The sequence below is a fragment of the Sagittula sp. SSi028 genome (assembly GCF_048553715.1).
Taxonomy (GTDB): Bacteria; Pseudomonadota; Alphaproteobacteria; order Rhodobacterales; family Rhodobacteraceae; genus Sagittula.
The window spans coordinates 293,015-307,205 of the sequence record NZ_JBLZNC010000005.1; the positions used below are offsets into that span (position 1 = coordinate 293,015).

Annotated in this window: 15 protein-coding genes; 6 read left to right on the forward strand and 9 right to left on the reverse strand. The window is 59.2% G+C overall.

Going from position 1 to position 14,191, the window contains the following annotated elements:
- Positions 1 to 4: 4 nt before the first annotated feature.
- Both ACN5AZ_RS12085 and ACN5AZ_RS12090 read right to left on the reverse strand, forming a co-directional pair.
- Positions 5 to 1,153 carry a polysaccharide biosynthesis/export family protein gene (locus tag ACN5AZ_RS12085; protein ID WP_419429139.1) on the reverse strand — a complete coding sequence of 383 codons (1,149 nt, stop codon included), beginning with the start codon at positions 1,151 to 1,153 and terminating at the stop codon, positions 5 to 7.
- A gap of 92 nt (positions 1,154 to 1,245) precedes the next feature.
- Positions 1,246 to 2,538, reverse strand: a complete 1,293-nt coding sequence (locus tag ACN5AZ_RS12090) for a capsule biosynthesis protein (protein ID WP_419429140.1) — start codon at positions 2,536 to 2,538, stop codon at positions 1,246 to 1,248.
- A 157-nt stretch (positions 2,539 to 2,695) separates the two neighbouring features.
- On the opposite strand from ACN5AZ_RS12090, the gene ACN5AZ_RS12095 reads away from it, so the two are divergent.
- Positions 2,696 to 3,283, forward strand: a complete 588-nt coding sequence (locus tag ACN5AZ_RS12095) for a riboflavin synthase (RefSeq protein ID WP_419429141.1) — start codon at positions 2,696 to 2,698, stop codon at positions 3,281 to 3,283.
- A gap of 13 nt (positions 3,284 to 3,296) precedes the next feature.
- On the opposite strand, the gene ACN5AZ_RS12100 is transcribed toward ACN5AZ_RS12095, so the two are convergent.
- Positions 3,297 to 4,502, reverse strand: a complete 1,206-nt coding sequence (locus tag ACN5AZ_RS12100) for an FAD-binding domain-containing protein (protein ID WP_419429142.1) — start codon at positions 4,500 to 4,502, stop codon at positions 3,297 to 3,299.
- A 158-nt stretch (positions 4,503 to 4,660) separates the two neighbouring features.
- Between ACN5AZ_RS12100 and ACN5AZ_RS12105 the strand changes: the two genes are divergently transcribed.
- From ACN5AZ_RS12105 to ACN5AZ_RS12115, 3 genes are all read left to right on the forward strand, one after another.
- Complete coding sequence (locus ACN5AZ_RS12105) at positions 4,661 to 5,293, forward strand: ATP-dependent Clp protease proteolytic subunit (protein ID WP_419429143.1); 633 nt, start codon at positions 4,661 to 4,663, stop codon at positions 5,291 to 5,293.
- Positions 5,294 to 5,455: 162 nt separating this feature from the next.
- Entirely contained in the window at positions 5,456 to 6,718 is a 1,263-nt protein-coding gene (gene clpX / locus ACN5AZ_RS12110) for an ATP-dependent Clp protease ATP-binding subunit ClpX (RefSeq protein WP_419429144.1), read from the forward strand.
- 89 nt (positions 6,719 to 6,807) lie between these two features.
- Positions 6,808 to 7,164: a RidA family protein gene (locus ACN5AZ_RS12115; protein ID WP_419429145.1), complete on the forward strand. Its 357-nt coding sequence runs from the start codon at positions 6,808 to 6,810 to the stop codon at positions 7,162 to 7,164.
- 20 nt (positions 7,165 to 7,184) lie between these two features.
- Here ACN5AZ_RS12115 and ACN5AZ_RS12120 read toward each other — a convergent pair whose 3' ends face one another.
- A complete protein-coding gene (locus tag ACN5AZ_RS12120) occupies positions 7,185 to 8,966 on the reverse strand; it encodes an FkbM family methyltransferase (protein ID WP_419429146.1) in 1,782 nt (593 codons plus the stop codon).
- Between the two features lie 174 nt (positions 8,967 to 9,140).
- Between ACN5AZ_RS12120 and ACN5AZ_RS12125 the strand changes: the two genes are divergently transcribed.
- Positions 9,141 to 9,521, forward strand: coding sequence for an NADH:ubiquinone oxidoreductase subunit NDUFA12 (locus tag ACN5AZ_RS12125; protein WP_419429147.1), 381 nt, complete (start codon positions 9,141 to 9,143; stop codon positions 9,519 to 9,521).
- A gap of 72 nt (positions 9,522 to 9,593) precedes the next feature.
- Positions 9,594 to 9,953, forward strand: coding sequence for a DUF2155 domain-containing protein (locus ACN5AZ_RS12130; protein ID WP_419429148.1), 360 nt, complete (start codon positions 9,594 to 9,596; stop codon positions 9,951 to 9,953).
- On the opposite strand, the gene aat is transcribed toward ACN5AZ_RS12130, so the two are convergent.
- The 5 genes from aat to ACN5AZ_RS12155 all read right to left on the reverse strand — a co-directional run bounded on the left by aat (position 9,917) and on the right by ACN5AZ_RS12155 (position 13,777).
- Positions 9,917 to 10,582 carry a leucyl/phenylalanyl-tRNA--protein transferase gene (gene aat, locus ACN5AZ_RS12135; protein ID WP_419429149.1) on the reverse strand — a complete coding sequence of 222 codons (666 nt, stop codon included), beginning with the start codon at positions 10,580 to 10,582 and terminating at the stop codon, positions 9,917 to 9,919. The two genes, ACN5AZ_RS12130 and aat, sit on opposite strands and share 37 nt — an antisense overlap.
- A 120-nt stretch (positions 10,583 to 10,702) precedes the next feature.
- Entirely contained in the window at positions 10,703 to 10,900 is a 198-nt protein-coding gene (locus ACN5AZ_RS12140; protein ID WP_419429150.1) for a hypothetical protein, read from the reverse strand.
- A 258-nt stretch (positions 10,901 to 11,158) separates the two neighbouring features.
- The gene (gene accC, locus ACN5AZ_RS12145) at positions 11,159 to 12,508 is read right to left on the reverse strand and encodes an acetyl-CoA carboxylase biotin carboxylase subunit (RefSeq protein WP_419429151.1); all 1,350 of its coding nucleotides are present in this window, start codon (positions 12,506 to 12,508) and stop codon (positions 11,159 to 11,161) included.
- 10 nt (positions 12,509 to 12,518) lie between these two features.
- Positions 12,519 to 13,019: an acetyl-CoA carboxylase biotin carboxyl carrier protein gene (accB, locus tag ACN5AZ_RS12150; RefSeq protein ID WP_419429152.1), complete on the reverse strand. Its 501-nt coding sequence runs from the start codon at positions 13,017 to 13,019 to the stop codon at positions 12,519 to 12,521.
- Positions 13,020 to 13,219: 200 nt separating this feature from the next.
- The gene (locus ACN5AZ_RS12155; RefSeq protein ID WP_419429153.1) at positions 13,220 to 13,777 is read right to left on the reverse strand and encodes a hypothetical protein; all 558 of its coding nucleotides are present in this window, start codon (positions 13,775 to 13,777) and stop codon (positions 13,220 to 13,222) included.
- Positions 13,778 to 14,191 lie beyond the last annotated feature (414 nt).

Consider the following 14,191-nt stretch of genomic DNA (forward strand, 5'->3'; position numbering starts at 1 on the left):
GGTATTATTCCGACCCGCTAAGCGTGTCCGCAATCGACGTCACGGTCGCCACGGAGCTCAGAGATCCTGTGAGCGAGGCAATTGTTTTGTCCCACTGCACATAGGGTGCTTCGGTGACGTACAGCGTGTCCTGATCGCGGATGACGAAATCACGCGCCATGAACATGCCGTTGGGCTGCGTCAGGTCGAGCACGTAGACCATGCGCTGTGCGCCCACCAGATCGGTCCGCCCCAGAACCGTATTGGCGATCTCTGCAGGTTCGTTGCGGAACACAAAGACGCCGGTGGGATCTGCGGTGGCCGACAGCAGGCCGCCAACGGTCGCAATGGCTTCGACGGCGGACAGGCTCTGGGCTTCGAAGGGCACGCGCGCTTGCGATCCGGTTGCGCCAAGGGCGGTGAAGGCGCGGGTGTCTTCCTCGATCAGGATCCGGTCACCGGCGCGCAGGGCAATGTCAAATTCGGGCTGTTTGAACAGGTCCTGAAACCAGATGGTTTCCGTCTGGTTGCCGCGGATGATCTTGATCTGTGCGATCTCGGGTTCGATCGTGACACCACCGGCGCGTGCGATCATGGCGGACAGGGTGCGGGTGGGGCGTTCAATGGCAAAGACGCCTTGCGAACCTACAGCGCCCACAAGGCTGACGGTCGATCCGTCCCCGGCCACGCGGCGCACCTGCACCTGCGGATCGGGGGTCTGGTCTTCCAGCCGTTGGGTGATGATATGACGTATGCGTTCGGGCGTGTTTCCTGCGGCGCGGATGCGGCCGGCATAGGGCACAAAGATGAACCCGGCGCCATCGACCTGCACCTCTTCGAGGATGGTCGAATTCGCGGCTTCGCCCGCCAGCAGCCCGTCATCAACGTTCTCCCAGATCGTCAGGCCCAGCGTATCGCCCGCCTGGATCGTATCGGACCCCACGATGGAGGCGTTACGGAATGCGTCGGAAAAGCCCAGAGCGGGCACGACGGCGGTGGATCGGGTCACGCGGTCATTGACAGAGACGATAAAAGCATCGCCTTCGCGCTGTACCGATCCGGCAAAGATTTCACGTTTGTTCGGGCCAACGCGCGGCAGGCCGCAAGATGCCAGTACTGACACCGCAGCCAATAAGGCGATGCTCCGCGCCCAACGGGTGGGGGAGTGTTTCACTGCTCGGTCTCCTCGACCTATGTTCTGCCTCAGTCTTTTTTTGTCAGGCTAGCGCTGGAATTCGCAAAAAGCCAGCGTTGTGAAACACATGCTTATTCTACGGCGCGCAACTGTTGCCGCGGGGCCGCGGTGCCGGAGGCGAAACTGTCGTAAGGGTCCTCTGGCAGCAGCATCATATCGACCACTTGACGCAGCAGCTGGCGGCGCCCGCGTGCGGAATAAAAGCCGCCGGAAAGCTGAGAGGTTTCAAGAAGATAGCGCCGATAGTCCTTGTAGGCCTTGTTGTCCGGCCGACCCGGGGCGGCAAAGAATTCTGCCAAGGGCTTGGTCGAGACAAATTCCGGCTTGGCATAGACCGCATCGCCAAAGACCTTGAGCGGGATCCCGCGCCATAGCACCTGTTGGGCGGCGGTGGAATTCACCGTAACAGCCGTCCGCGCGTCGTTGAGCAATTGCGCCAGTTTGCCTCCGCGGACGTAATGGACACGCTCAGCAACCTCGTGGTTTTGCGCAGCGCGGCGAATTGCACGGCGGATGCCTGCGCGATCATCTTCAAGCGGGTGGGCCTTGAACACCAGATGGTGGTGGCCGGGGGCGCCCTCCTTGAAACCGGAAACCACCAGATCGACGAAATCCGGCATGGTTTTGAACGGGCTGTGCTGTTGAAAGCTGCTGTCGTGTTCCAACTGCATAAGGCACAGGTGATAAGGGAAGCCGCCCATGCGGATGCGGGTGGTCGCGATCAGCCGGTCAATCGCGCTGACCGGCATCAGAAGCAACCGTTTCAAATAAAGCGAGAATTCCTGCACAACCGTTAGGGAGCGGTGCGGTCGGAAATTGCGATAGTCGCCATTTCTGAACATGACAAACCAGTGGTACAGCGCGCCGTAAAAGACGTGGTGCCGCATATCGCCCCAATGGGCCGGGGGCAGGGGCGCCTCCATATCCGACAGGGCGAGCGCTTGCTGCATATCTGACACGGACATTTGCATCAGGCGCGAATTGCCGTTGGACCCGCCGCGTTCATAGGTCACCCAGTATGGCCGCATGTACCCTTCTTCGAAAACATGCACCGTCAATCCGCGCAGCTTTGCCTCTGTCACGGCTTCGGCGTGGATGCGCCGCACATCGCCGTACAGCACAATATCGGTGACACCTTTTTCAGTCAGAAGGTCGCAGAACCAGCCGCGCCAGTCATCCTGTGTGCCGCGATAGGGCAGGTAGCTGCGGGGGTGGAACCAGAATGCGCGGTCGCCCGCATTGAAGCCGACCCGCCAGACCTGCGCGCCGGTCCGCCGCAACATACGCCCCAAGCGTGAAAAGAACGGCCCATGTGGTCCCTGAAGGAACAAAAAGACCCGCTGTTCTCCTGTCTTGTGGGGCATTTGGTAATCCGAACTCGTAAGACGCGGGGTGGGCCTGTGGCTGCGACGCTGCTGCCGTCTTGCCCATCCTTGCACAGTATGTGAATGGTTTGTTGCTATTCTAACAACAGATGGCGGCGAAATTAAGGCCCGTAGACGGGGCCGGTCAGGAGGGCGCATGTTCACGGGTATCGTGACAGACATCGGTAAAATCAAGGCGTTGGAGAACCGTGGTGATCTTCACGCCCGGATCGGGACGTCTTACGACACGGCCGGGATCGATATTGGCGCGTCGATTGCGTGCAACGGCGTTTGCCTGACGGTTGTCGATCTGGGGCCGGACTGGTTCGATGTGGTGATCAGCGCGGAGACGATCTCTAAGACCAATCTGGACGTCTGGGCCGATGGGACGCGTGTCAATCTGGAACGCGCGCTGAAGGTCGGGGATGAACTCGGCGGGCATATCGTGTCCGGCCATGTGGATGGCGTGGCGACGATCCTGTCGCTCGTGGATGAGGGCGAAAGCACCCGCGTGACCTTTGAGGCGCCGGAGGCTTTGGCGAAATACATCGCGCCCAAAGGCTCGGTTGCCCTGAATGGTACGTCCTTGACCGTGAACGAGGTCGATGGCTGCCGGTTCGGCGTCAACTTCATCCCGCATACCAAAGAGGTGACGGTTTGGGGCGATGCTGCGGTCGGGGATCGCATCAACCTCGAGATCGACACCCTAGCGCGCTATGTGGCGCGGCTGCGTGATTTCGACTAACGCCTGCGGGCATTCAGGCGGGTGCCTTATCGCGCATCGCCGCCAGCAGTGCGGGGATCTTATCCTTGAATTTGAAGAAACCCTTGGTGGCGTATGGCCACGCCCGCGCGTCAAAGGGGCGTAGCGCCTGATGTAGGGGAAGGCCGTCAATCTGAGCCAGATTGTCGGCCACAGGCCCCGTTGGAGCGTAATGGGTCACGATCTGTTCGGCTCCGGCGGCCTTTGCGGCAGCAAGGGTCTGGCCGGGCGCACAGGTCACCACATCGCCCAGAAGGTCCGCCAGCCGGTTGGTCACGTCCAGCAAAGCGGCGCTGCGGAAGGTCTGGACTTTGTCCGACATCCGCAAAGGCGTCATCCGTTCAGAAGGGGGCAGCATAATGGTCACCATCGGGCGCAGCCCCTGATCCAACAGATCATCCGGGGCAAGGTCATCCATATGCAGCAGCAACGCGCTGGGGCGTGTCAGGTCGATGTCCTGAGCGGTCGGCGGGGCGCTGGGATCCGGCGGCATGGGGCCGTCCAACGGCTGTGCATCCGTGTCCAGATCGCCCGCTTGCGGGCGAAAGCGCCCCTTGGTGAAGCGCGCGATATTCTCGGGCTCGGCCAGATAGTGTTTGCCCCGCGTTTGCAGCCCCGCCACCCAGCGCCATGACAGGGTGTTCGACGCGCAATCCCCGTCCAGCAGATGCCTGAGAAAGAAATCAGCGCCCAGTACCCACGGGAGTTTCAGGGTAAATATCCAGATAGAGGCGAACCACATCCGGGCATGGTTGTGCAGGTATCCGGTTTGCGCCAGTTCCCGCGCCCAATGATCGAAACAGACGATGCCGGTTTGGCCCATGCAGGCGTCCTGCCACCGGCTGCGCAGCCCCGATTGTGTCTGCACATTGTTCCATGCCTGGGTGAGATCGCTCTGGTACTGCTTCCATACATCCGGCCGCATTTCCAGCCAGCCTTTCCAATAGGTGCGCCAAAACACTTCGGCGATGAATTTTTGCGCATCCTGCGGGCTGTGATGGGCGAGCACGGCGTCCAGAACCTCTTGCTCGGTGATCAGCCGATGCCGGATATAGGGCGAGAGCTGTGACACGTTGTCGTGCTGGTCCGCGCCCAGATCGTAATTACGTTGCAACGCATACAGATGGCCGGCACGGGGGGCGAATTTTGCAAGCGCCTCAAGCGCAGCAGAGCGGGTCGGGATCACGTCAGGGCCTGTCATGACCAATCAGCTAGAAGGCGCGGGCCGCCATTCAAGCACAAGGCGGTGGATATCTCGTGACCTCGGTTCCCCTTGCAGCCCTTCTGCCCCGATACTAAGACTCAGGTAACACAGAGACGATAGGAACGCTTCTTGAAGCAGAGTTTGGCAGGATACCAATGAACGACCCCATCGAAACCTACATGAACCTTGTCCCTATGGTGGTCGAACAGACCTCGCGCGGGGAGCGGGCCTACGACATCTTCTCGCGCCTGCTGAAGGAACGCATCATTTTCCTCAACGGTCCGGTCCACGACGGCATGTCGTCCCTGATCGTCGCACAGCTGTTGCACCTTGAGGCGGAAAACCCGTCGAAAGAAATTTCGATGTATATCAACAGCCCCGGCGGTGTCGTGACCTCCGGCCTGTCGATCTATGACACCATGCAGTACATCAAACCGAAGGTGTCGACGCTGGTGATCGGGCAAGCGGCGTCCATGGGCTCGCTGCTGCTGACTGCCGGTGCGCCGGGCATGCGGTTCTCGCTGCCCAACTCGCGCATCATGGTGCACCAGCCCTCCGGCGGGTATCAGGGTCAGGCGACGGATATCATGATCCACGCCGAAGAAACCCTGAAGCTGAAGCGTCGTCTGAACGAAATCTACGTGAAGCACACCGGCCAGACCTATGAGGCGGTCGAATCCGCTCTGGAACGCGATAACTTCATGGATGCGGAAAAGGCCAAGGAATGGGGCCTGATCGACGAGATCGTCACAAGCCGCGCGCCGGAAGGCGAAGAAACAGACAAGTGAACAGACTGGCCCCGTCCGCGTTAGGGATGGGGCCAATTTTCGGATTGTGGCGCTCCGGTGGGTGGCCTAAGCTGTCCGGATCATGGCGCAAGGCCCGCCTCGTCCGCAGTCCGGCGGGCAAGGTGGCAAGGAACACCGGGAAACCCGGGAAAGGTGCTGAGCATGGCGACGAATTCAGGTGGTGACAGCAAGAACACGCTCTACTGCAGTTTCTGCGGCAAGAGCCAGCACGAGGTGCGCAAGCTGATCGCAGGGCCGACCGTGTTCATTTGCGACGAGTGTGTCGAACTGTGCATGGACATCATCCGCGAGGAAACAAAGGGCGCGGGTCTGAAATCCGCTGACGGCGTGCCCACACCCCGCGAAATCTGTGACGTTCTGGACGATTATGTGATCGGTCAGGCCAAGGCGAAGCGCGTGTTGTCGGTGGCGGTCCACAACCACTACAAGCGCCTGAACCACGCGCAGAAATCCTCTGACATCGAATTGGCGAAATCCAACATTTTGCTGATCGGTCCTACGGGCTGCGGTAAAACGCTTTTGGCGCAGACACTGGCGCGTATTCTGGACGTGCCCTTTACCATGGCCGATGCGACCACGCTGACCGAAGCCGGTTACGTGGGTGAGGATGTGGAAAACATCATTCTCAAGCTGTTGCAGGCGTCGGAATACAACGTCGAACGCGCGCAGCGCGGCATCGTCTACATTGATGAAGTCGACAAGATCACGCGCAAGTCCGAGAACCCCTCGATCACGCGCGACGTGTCGGGTGAGGGGGTGCAGCAGGCGCTTCTGAAGCTGATGGAAGGCACTGTGGCCTCGGTTCCGCCGCAGGGCGGGCGCAAGCACCCGCAGCAGGAATTCCTGCAGGTGGACACCACGAACATCCTGTTCATCTGTGGCGGCGCCTTCGCGGGTCTGGACCGCATCATCAAGCAGCGCGGCAAAGGCTCTGCCATGGGCTTTGGTGCGGATGTGCGCGATGACAGCGAAGCAGGCATTGGCGAGACGTTCCAATCTTTGGAACCGGAGGATCTGTTGAAGTTCGGTCTGATCCCCGAATTCGTGGGTCGTCTGCCGGTCGTTGCCACGCTGGAAGATCTGGACGAGGACGCGCTGGTCATCATTCTCACCCAGCCGAAGAACGCGCTGGTGAAACAGTATCAGCGCCTGTTCGAGATGGAAGAAACCGAGCTGACGTTCACCGACGATGCGTTGAGCGCGATCGCCAAAAAGGCCATCGAACGCAAGACGGGTGCGCGCGGTTTGCGCTCCATCCTCGAAGGGATCCTTCTCGATACGATGTTCGAACTGCCGGGCATGGAAGAGGTGACAGAGGTCGTCGTAAACGAGGAATCGGTCAATGCCGATGCCAAACCGTTGATGATCTACGCCGACCAAAAGAAAGAAGGCGCTTCGGCCTAAAACCGAACCGTTGCGTTATAGAAGGCGGGGGCTTTTCCCCGCCTTTTTTCTTGGCCATAGATATGCGCAGTCAGCCAAGGAAAGACGCTATGACCATCAAACGAATTCACACAGGCAGCCCGTTCGAGGCGAAAATCGGCTACTGCCGCGCTGTTGTCGCGGGCGGTTTCGTGCATGTGGCCGGGACCGTGGGGCAGGGGGATGATGTGGCGGCACAGTGCCGGTCCGCCCTCGACACAATCAAGAATGCCTTGGCCGAGGCCGGCAGCGGCTTTGAAAAGGCGGTGCGCGTCAATTACTATTTGCCCGACGCCTCTGAATTTGAGGCATGCTGGCCCGTGCTGACCGAGGTTTTCGGGGACAATCCGCCAGCTGCAACTATGGTGGAATGCAACCTGATCGATCCCAAATACCGGATCGAAATCGAACTGACCTGCCTAGCTTAATCGGGTCGCGGGCTCCGGTGTCAGGAGCCCGCAGTTTGCGCCACGTCGGCGCTGATTTCTCGAAACCCTGCGCCAAGCTGCGCTTTGATATCAGCTTCGCTGGGCTGCTCCCATGTGGCACCTTCGGCAATAAATCCGCCGTCGATCAAAGCGCGTTGGATGGCGGGGAAATCGGGTTCGCCCATGGCCAGTCTCTTGCGATCTGTACCCTCGGGTAGCCAGCTCCGCCGCACTGTATCAATCACAAGGGGCGGCGTGCCGGTGAAGCTGTGGATGTGCTCCGCGATAAATCGGGTCGCTCGAGATTTCCGACGTGTGATCATCGCGACCTTGGCATCACCATTCGCGGCGTGCGCGTAAAAATGCAGGGCGGACCCTTCCGAGGCGATGACTTGTTTTGCCGCCCGATAGCGCGCGATTTGTGTTTCCAAGCTGTGATCCTGCGGGTGGAAAACCTCATATCCTTGATCCTCAAGGTACAGCTCCACGAAAGCCTCCCCCAGGAGCGCCCCGCGATTCTGGCTCAGCCGGGAACGGCTGATATACAGCTTTTCGGGCCCGTCGGATTTGACATCTTTGCCAAAACGCTGGTGCATCGCAGTCTTGAAGCTATCGGTCCCACGGACGATCTGGCCCAGGCCGAACCCCTGACCGGGGATCAACAGCTTTTCAGGGGTCACCGGCTTGGTCGCCACATGAACCGGCAGGTCGCCGCCCATCAAGCGCAGGAAATCTGTCTGGAAATCCAGTACGTTCGCTTTTTCGGGGTTCTTGGGCACAAACAGGATGCCATTGAGGTCTTTGGCCTCTGGCGCGCCCAAGGCCCAAAGCCGCGTGATGCTTTCCGTGATGAAATGCGGAAAATACTGCCACAGGACGCCGCCCCACAACCACGTCCCGTCCAGCTTGTCCGGAGCTGTGTCCGGAAGGCTGGGCGCGACCGTCATGCAGCGTTCCTTTTGCCAATGGACCGCTTGGCTGACGGGCGATCCATCCGCATCGAACACGCCAGTTTCCAAAACCAAGGATCGTTTAGCGGGCGGGCAAATCACCGGGTTTGCAAAGGTCTGAATCTCGGTGGCCCAGCCGCCATCCGGTGACGGGCTGGTTTGCGTGGTGTCCTGACGCTCGCAGGTCCAGACAAAACGGGTCGACACATCATCAACGCGGCGGAAACCGAAGGATCTCAACCGTTCTTTGCAGGTCGTGGTGCCAGATTTTCCATACACCCCGGGGTGGAATTCGATGATGACGGCACGAATACCTGTCAGGTCTGCGCTGTTCAGGAAATCCAGTTCGCCCCCTTCGATATCAATCACAAGGACATCGGGCCGGAAATCTTCCACAAGCTTGGCGAAATCCACGGTTGGCACATAGACGGGCGTTGTTTTGCGACGTTCGTTCTTGATCAGGGAAGAGGCGAGGAAACTGTTGTCGACATTGAATGTCATCGCCTTTGGTTGGTCAGATCCGGTCAGGACAACCTCGTTGCGCACCTCCATGATGCCTTCAAGCTCATTGAGGCTGTGCAGCGCGCGGATATGTGGGATGAGGTTCGGGTTGGCCTCGAATGAAAGGACAGCCTCGGGTTTGGCATTTTTGGCGATGACGGCGCCGACGATCCCCAGACCGGCCCCCATTTCCAAAACGCGGTCACCTTCTTTGATAACACGCAGCGCGCCTGCGATTTCGTCCCCTTCATAGCGGGCCTGTTCGATCCGCTTGATGCGTGTTTCGTTAAGAAAGGGAGAGTGCGGCACCCGCACGCCCATGCATTCGGTGGCGTGATCTATGTCTTTCATCTTAGGGCTCGGCATCCGGTCTGTTTGCTTGACCTGACCACTGTGGCACATGCTGCCGATGCATCGCAGAGTTTTTTTCAAATGGGCGCAACTGCGCCGGTTTTGCGACAACGGTGCCACTGGACGTGAGGCAAGACATTCGCCATACAGTCTTCAAACCTAAGGGAGTCATCCATGGGCATTCTGAACACGTTGCTGCGCGCGGTCACCTGGTGGAATGGGGCTACGCTGAACACGCTGCTTTACACCCGTAGAAAGGGGACAAAAGTAGGCGAGGACGAGCAGGGCAACGCCTATTACGAGGGCGACAATGGCCGCCGCTGGGTGATTTTCAACGGCGAGTCCGAGGCGTCTCGGGTGTCTCCCGACTGGCATGGCTGGTTGCATCATACATTTGACGAAAAGCCCGGCGATCGTCCGTTGGCCCATAAGGCATGGGAAAAGCCGCATCAGGAAAACCTGACCGGTACAGCTTTGGCCTATGCGCCGTCTGGATCGATCCGCGCGCCAAAGCCCGCGGTTCGCTCGGATTACGAAGCCTGGACGCCCGAATAAACCTGATCGTCTGGTGATAGGCGCGTTTGACGGCCGGTCGTTTTGGCCCTTTTGAATCAAAGGCAATGTGCCATGAAGTTTATCGCTTTCGCACTGCTGATGCTGATGCCGGTCGCGGGTTCCGCCCAAGAGGCGGTGAATGCCGCGCCGGGCGCGGTTCTGCGGAGCTTGGACAAGCTGAATGCCAAGGTGTCTGATGTGACGCTGTCGAATGGCGAAACACACGCCATGGGCTTGTTGGATGTCACGCTGCGGGAATGCCGCTATCCCGCAGGCGATCCATCAGGCAACGCCTATGCGTTCCTCACGATCCGCGAGGCGGGCGTGGCTGCGCCTGTTTTCGAGGGATGGATGGTCGCCGCTTCACCGGCGCTCAACCCTTTGGACCATGCGCGTTATGACGTCTGGGTATTGCGCTGCGTGGTGAACTGAGCCTGTTTCAGGCGGTCCACAACTTCGACGCCATCCCGGGGAAGGGGACGGCTGGCTGCGTCCGCGTGCCCCTCCAGGGCTTCCGCCAGCCGCGCATGATACTGCGCACGCGGAATTTCAATGGCCCCTAGGCTGGCCAAATGCGGGGTCAGGAACTGCGTATCAAACAAAGTGTACCCGCACTGTCGCAAATGCGCGATCAGCCACGACAGAGCGATTTTTGAGCCGTCGGTGATGCGGGAGAACATGCTTTCCCCACAAAAGGCGCGTCCGATAGATACGCCATACACGCCTCCTACCAGTGCGTCGCCTTGCCAGACTTCGAGAGAATGGGCATGGCCGCGCTGTGACAATTCGAGGTACAGCTCGCGTATTTCGGCGTTTATCCACGTCTCGGACCGGTCTGCGCATCCATCAATGACATCACCGAATGCAGTCGTCAGCGCGACAGTGTAATCGCTGCGCCGCAGTCGCTTTGCCAAACTGCGAGAGACATGAAACCCGTCAATCGGCAGAATGCCCCGCTGTCGCGGATCAACCCAAAAGATTTCCGGATCATCCCGCCGTTCTGCCATGGGGAATATGCCGGAACGGTAGGCATGAAGAAGAAGTTCGGGCGTCACGGGCATTGATCATTGTGGTTAAGAGCGGCCTGTAAACCCTTGTAGCTGATCCTTGGCGGCCCGAAAGAAAAAACGGCGGGCTCGCGCGCCGCCGTTTTCATGATTCTGTCTGGTGGTAACCAGAAATTAGTCTTCGGTGCCGTCCGAAGAATCGCTGTCGCTCGATCCAGCAGTGATTGCGATGATCGAAGCAGCACCACCGATGATGAACAGCGGCAGCAGTTCAGAGCCGGTGGAGGATGTGAACGGATCAGCTTCCTGAGCGGAAGCAGTGATCGGAGCGGAGGCCAGCAATGCGATGGCGGCAATTTTTGCGAGTTTCATGGCGGGTACCTATGTTGAGCGTTTACCTACCCCTCTATAACAGCCCGATTGCGAGATGTGTCAAGGGTCAGCCGCTGCATTGCGGCAAGACTTGGGGGGCTAAAGCCACATTTCGCGGACGTAGCGTAAAGATGTAGCTAACAGCCAGCGGCTGCGCAACCGCAATTCAGGGCGCGCCGTAGATTTTGGTTATAAACATACGTTGGCAGAGAATCGGGTGTCGGGGCCGGTCACGCGCTTCGTACCGGCCCCAGAGCGTCATTTCAGATTGCCGGCGGCGAGCCATTTCTCCAGCCAGTGGATGTTGTACTCGCCGGTATGGACATCTTTTTCCTGCAAAAGCGCATGGAACAGCGGAACCGTGGTATCAATCCCGTCGACGATCAGCTCACCCAGTGCACGGTTCAGCCGTGCCAGTGCTTCGGGCCGATCGCGGCCATGCACGATCAACTTGGCAATCAAACTGTCGTAGTAGGGCGGGATCCGGTACCCGTCATACAGCGCGGAATCCATCCGGACGCCCAGACCGCCGGGCGCATGGAAATGGCTGATCGTACCGGGCGAGGGCCGGAATTCTGGCAGTTTCTCGGCGTTGATGCGCACTTCGATGGCATGGCCGTTGATCTGCAAGTCGTCCTGCGTGAAGGACAGCTTTTCGCCTGCCGCAACGCGGATCTGCTCGCGCACCAGATCGACGCCGAAAATGGCCTCGGTGACCGGATGTTCGACCTGAAGACGTGTGTTCATCTCGATGAAGTAGAACTCGCCATCTTCATATAGGAATTCAATGGTGCCGGCGCCGCGATAGCCCATCTTGCCGATGGCATCGGCGCAGATCTTGCCGATCCGTGCGCGTTCTTCCTCGGTGATCGAGGGGCCGGGCGCTTCTTCGAAGACCTTTTGGTGGCGACGCTGCAGCGAACAGTCGCGCTCGCCCAGATGGACACCATTGCCTTGGCCGTCGCCAAACACCTGAATTTCGATGTGACGCGGTTTTTGCAGATACTTTTCGATATAGACTTCGTCGTTGCCAAAGGCGGCTTTGCCCTCGGCTCGGGCGGTGCGATAGGCCTTTTCCATATCCTGTGCGGATGTGGCGACCTTCATCCCGCGCCCGCCGCCGCCGGCGGTGGCCTTGATGATAACGGGATAGCCGAAGTCCTCGCCGATCTTCAGCGCCTCTTCCAGCGTGGCAACGCCGCCATCCGAACCCGGAACACAAGGAATGCCAAGCGCCTTCGCCGTGTCTTTGGCGGTGATCTTGTCACCCATCATCGAGATATGTTCTGCCGACGGGCCGATGAACGTGATGTCGTGATCTTCGACAATTTGCACGAACTTGGCGTTTTCCGACAGAAAGCCATAGCCCGGGTGAATAGCCGTCGCCCCGGTCACTTCGCACGCAGAAATGATGGCGGGGATGGATAGATAACTGTCCGGGGAAGGCGCGGGGCCGATGCAAATGGTCTCATCGGCCATGCGCACATGCATAGCGTCGCTGTCGGCAGTGGAATGTACCGCGACAGAGGGGATGCCCATTTCCCGACATGCGCGGATGACCCGCAGGGCGATCTCGCCACGATTGGCGATCAGGATTTTATCAAACATGCGCGCCCCCTTATTCGAGGATGACCAGCGGCGCGCCGTATTCGACCGGGGCGCCATCCTCAACAAGGATACGCTTTACCGTGCCGGAGCGCGGTGCCGGGATGTGGTTCATGGTTTTCATGGCTTCCACGATCAGCAGTGTATCCCCTTCGGACACTTGAGCGCCGACCGAAATGAACGCCGGTGCGCCGGGTTCTGCCTGCATATACACGGTGCCGACCATGGGCGAGGTCACAGCGCCGGGGTGGGCAGCCGGGTCTTCGGGCATATCTGGTGCTGCGGCCGCTGTTGCGGCTGCGGGCGCCGGTGCTGCGGCCGCAGCCGGGGCAGGTGCTGCGACGGGCGCTGCGTAAGTGACCTGCTGTGGAGCGGCACGGGACACGCGTACGTTCAGCGCATCATCTTCGCCATATTCGCGGCTGACCTCTAGCTCGGTCAGGTCGTTCTCCTGCAGGAGTTCCGCCAACGCCTTGATAAAGGCCACGTCTGCGTCGTGGTTGTTTTTGCTCATACCATCCTCGTGCCTAAGCCTGAAACGCTCGCGCTGTTTCGCGCGTCTGCGGGGCTTATATGTGAGGAATGACGCAGTGAAAAGCGACCCTGTGACTTGAATAACACGGAGAACCGCGCGAATCTGTCGTTTTACGCGCCATTGTGCGGTCCACTAATTGGATTTCTCTGATTCGTCGCGGTACTAGGCTGAGCGCGCGTTTATCTTTTGTTGCCCTGAGCGTGTTCAGCAATGCTTAGCAGGTCTTTACGCGAGATATTCGCGGCTTCCTCATAGGCAGCCGGTACATTGGTCGCGTTGCCGGTTTGTTCGGAAGGCGATGCCTGCGGAAGCTTCAGGGGCATAATCATCGGGACACGTTCGGGCGTCGCGTCTGCTTTATATTCCTTCTGAGTTCCCTTCGTCGGTTCAGGCGCATCCTCGGTGTCTTCCGATAGGCGCGTCCGAGCGGCATCTTCATTTTTGTCGATGGCATCAGATTGACCCGTGTTTTCGTGCGTCGCCACGTCTTCGGTGGCCTCATCGGTTTGACCAAGCGCTTGATCCTGCAGGATTTGACTGATCTTGATCTGCATGATCGACGGGGGCGGCGTGTGTGTCTCCGGGTCGGGTTCCCCCCGTACTGCGTTCCAGAAAGCAAGCGGTGAGTCAGCAGAACCCAGCTTGGTCTCCGGTCGGCGCGCATCCAGAATCGGCTGAATCTCGGTTACCGAGTGTTTGTTGTCACCTGCGCCCGGTAAACCGATGGTCTGTGCCATGGTTTGCGGCGCACTCGAATAAGAGAGGCCTGCAATTTGCATAACATGCTCCGTCCAGCGTGCCCCCACCTGTCCGTTGTATCACATCTCCGCCAGTTTCGCAGTGCGATGCCTCAATTTGAAAGCAAATCGGGAATCTCTGCTTAACGCGTCCTAACGGGGTTTCCGTGGCTGAAATGGTCGGAGAGATGATTTAGGATTGTTTTCCCAATCTTGGTGAAAAAATCCGGTGCCGCGGTGCATTCTGAATGCGGATGGCGTGGGTCGCCGGCAGAACGATTCGCGTTCTGCCGGCGGAATGGAGCCTATTCGCCCTTGTTCATTCTGTTGTGAATGAGGTCGTCGACGACGGATGGGTCGGCGAGGGTTGAGGTGTCGCCGAGGGTTGCGTAGTCGTTTTCGGCGATTTTGCGC

Excerpts from the sequence above, each read along its gene's own strand:
- ACN5AZ_RS12090 (WP_419429140.1), bottom strand. The coding sequence starts at position 2,538 with ATGCCCCACAAGACAGGAGAACAGCGGGTCTTTTTGTTCCTTCAGGGA.
- ACN5AZ_RS12095 (WP_419429141.1), top strand. The coding sequence starts at position 2,696 with ATGTTCACGGGTATCGTGACAGACATCGGTAAAATCAAGGCGTTGGAG.
- ACN5AZ_RS12100 (WP_419429142.1), bottom strand. The coding sequence starts at position 4,502 with ATGACAGGCCCTGACGTGATCCCGACCCGCTCTGCTGCGCTTGAGGCG.
- ACN5AZ_RS12105 (WP_419429143.1), top strand. The coding sequence starts at position 4,661 with ATGAACGACCCCATCGAAACCTACATGAACCTTGTCCCTATGGTGGTC.
- clpX (WP_419429144.1), top strand. The coding sequence starts at position 5,456 with ATGGCGACGAATTCAGGTGGTGACAGCAAGAACACGCTCTACTGCAGT.
- ACN5AZ_RS12115 (WP_419429145.1), top strand. The coding sequence starts at position 6,808 with ATGACCATCAAACGAATTCACACAGGCAGCCCGTTCGAGGCGAAAATC.
- ACN5AZ_RS12120 (WP_419429146.1), bottom strand. The coding sequence starts at position 8,966 with ATGAAAGACATAGATCACGCCACCGAATGCATGGGCGTGCGGGTGCCG.
- ACN5AZ_RS12125 (WP_419429147.1), top strand. The coding sequence starts at position 9,141 with ATGGGCATTCTGAACACGTTGCTGCGCGCGGTCACCTGGTGGAATGGG.
- ACN5AZ_RS12130 (WP_419429148.1), top strand. The coding sequence starts at position 9,594 with ATGAAGTTTATCGCTTTCGCACTGCTGATGCTGATGCCGGTCGCGGGT.
- aat (WP_419429149.1), bottom strand. The coding sequence starts at position 10,582 with ATGCCCGTGACGCCCGAACTTCTTCTTCATGCCTACCGTTCCGGCATA.
- ACN5AZ_RS12140 (WP_419429150.1), bottom strand. The coding sequence starts at position 10,900 with ATGAAACTCGCAAAAATTGCCGCCATCGCATTGCTGGCCTCCGCTCCG.
- accC (WP_419429151.1), bottom strand. The coding sequence starts at position 12,508 with ATGTTTGATAAAATCCTGATCGCCAATCGTGGCGAGATCGCCCTGCGG.
- accB (WP_419429152.1), bottom strand. The coding sequence starts at position 13,019 with ATGAGCAAAAACAACCACGACGCAGACGTGGCCTTTATCAAGGCGTTG.
- ACN5AZ_RS12155 (WP_419429153.1), bottom strand. The coding sequence starts at position 13,777 with ATGGCACAGACCATCGGTTTACCGGGCGCAGGTGACAACAAACACTCG.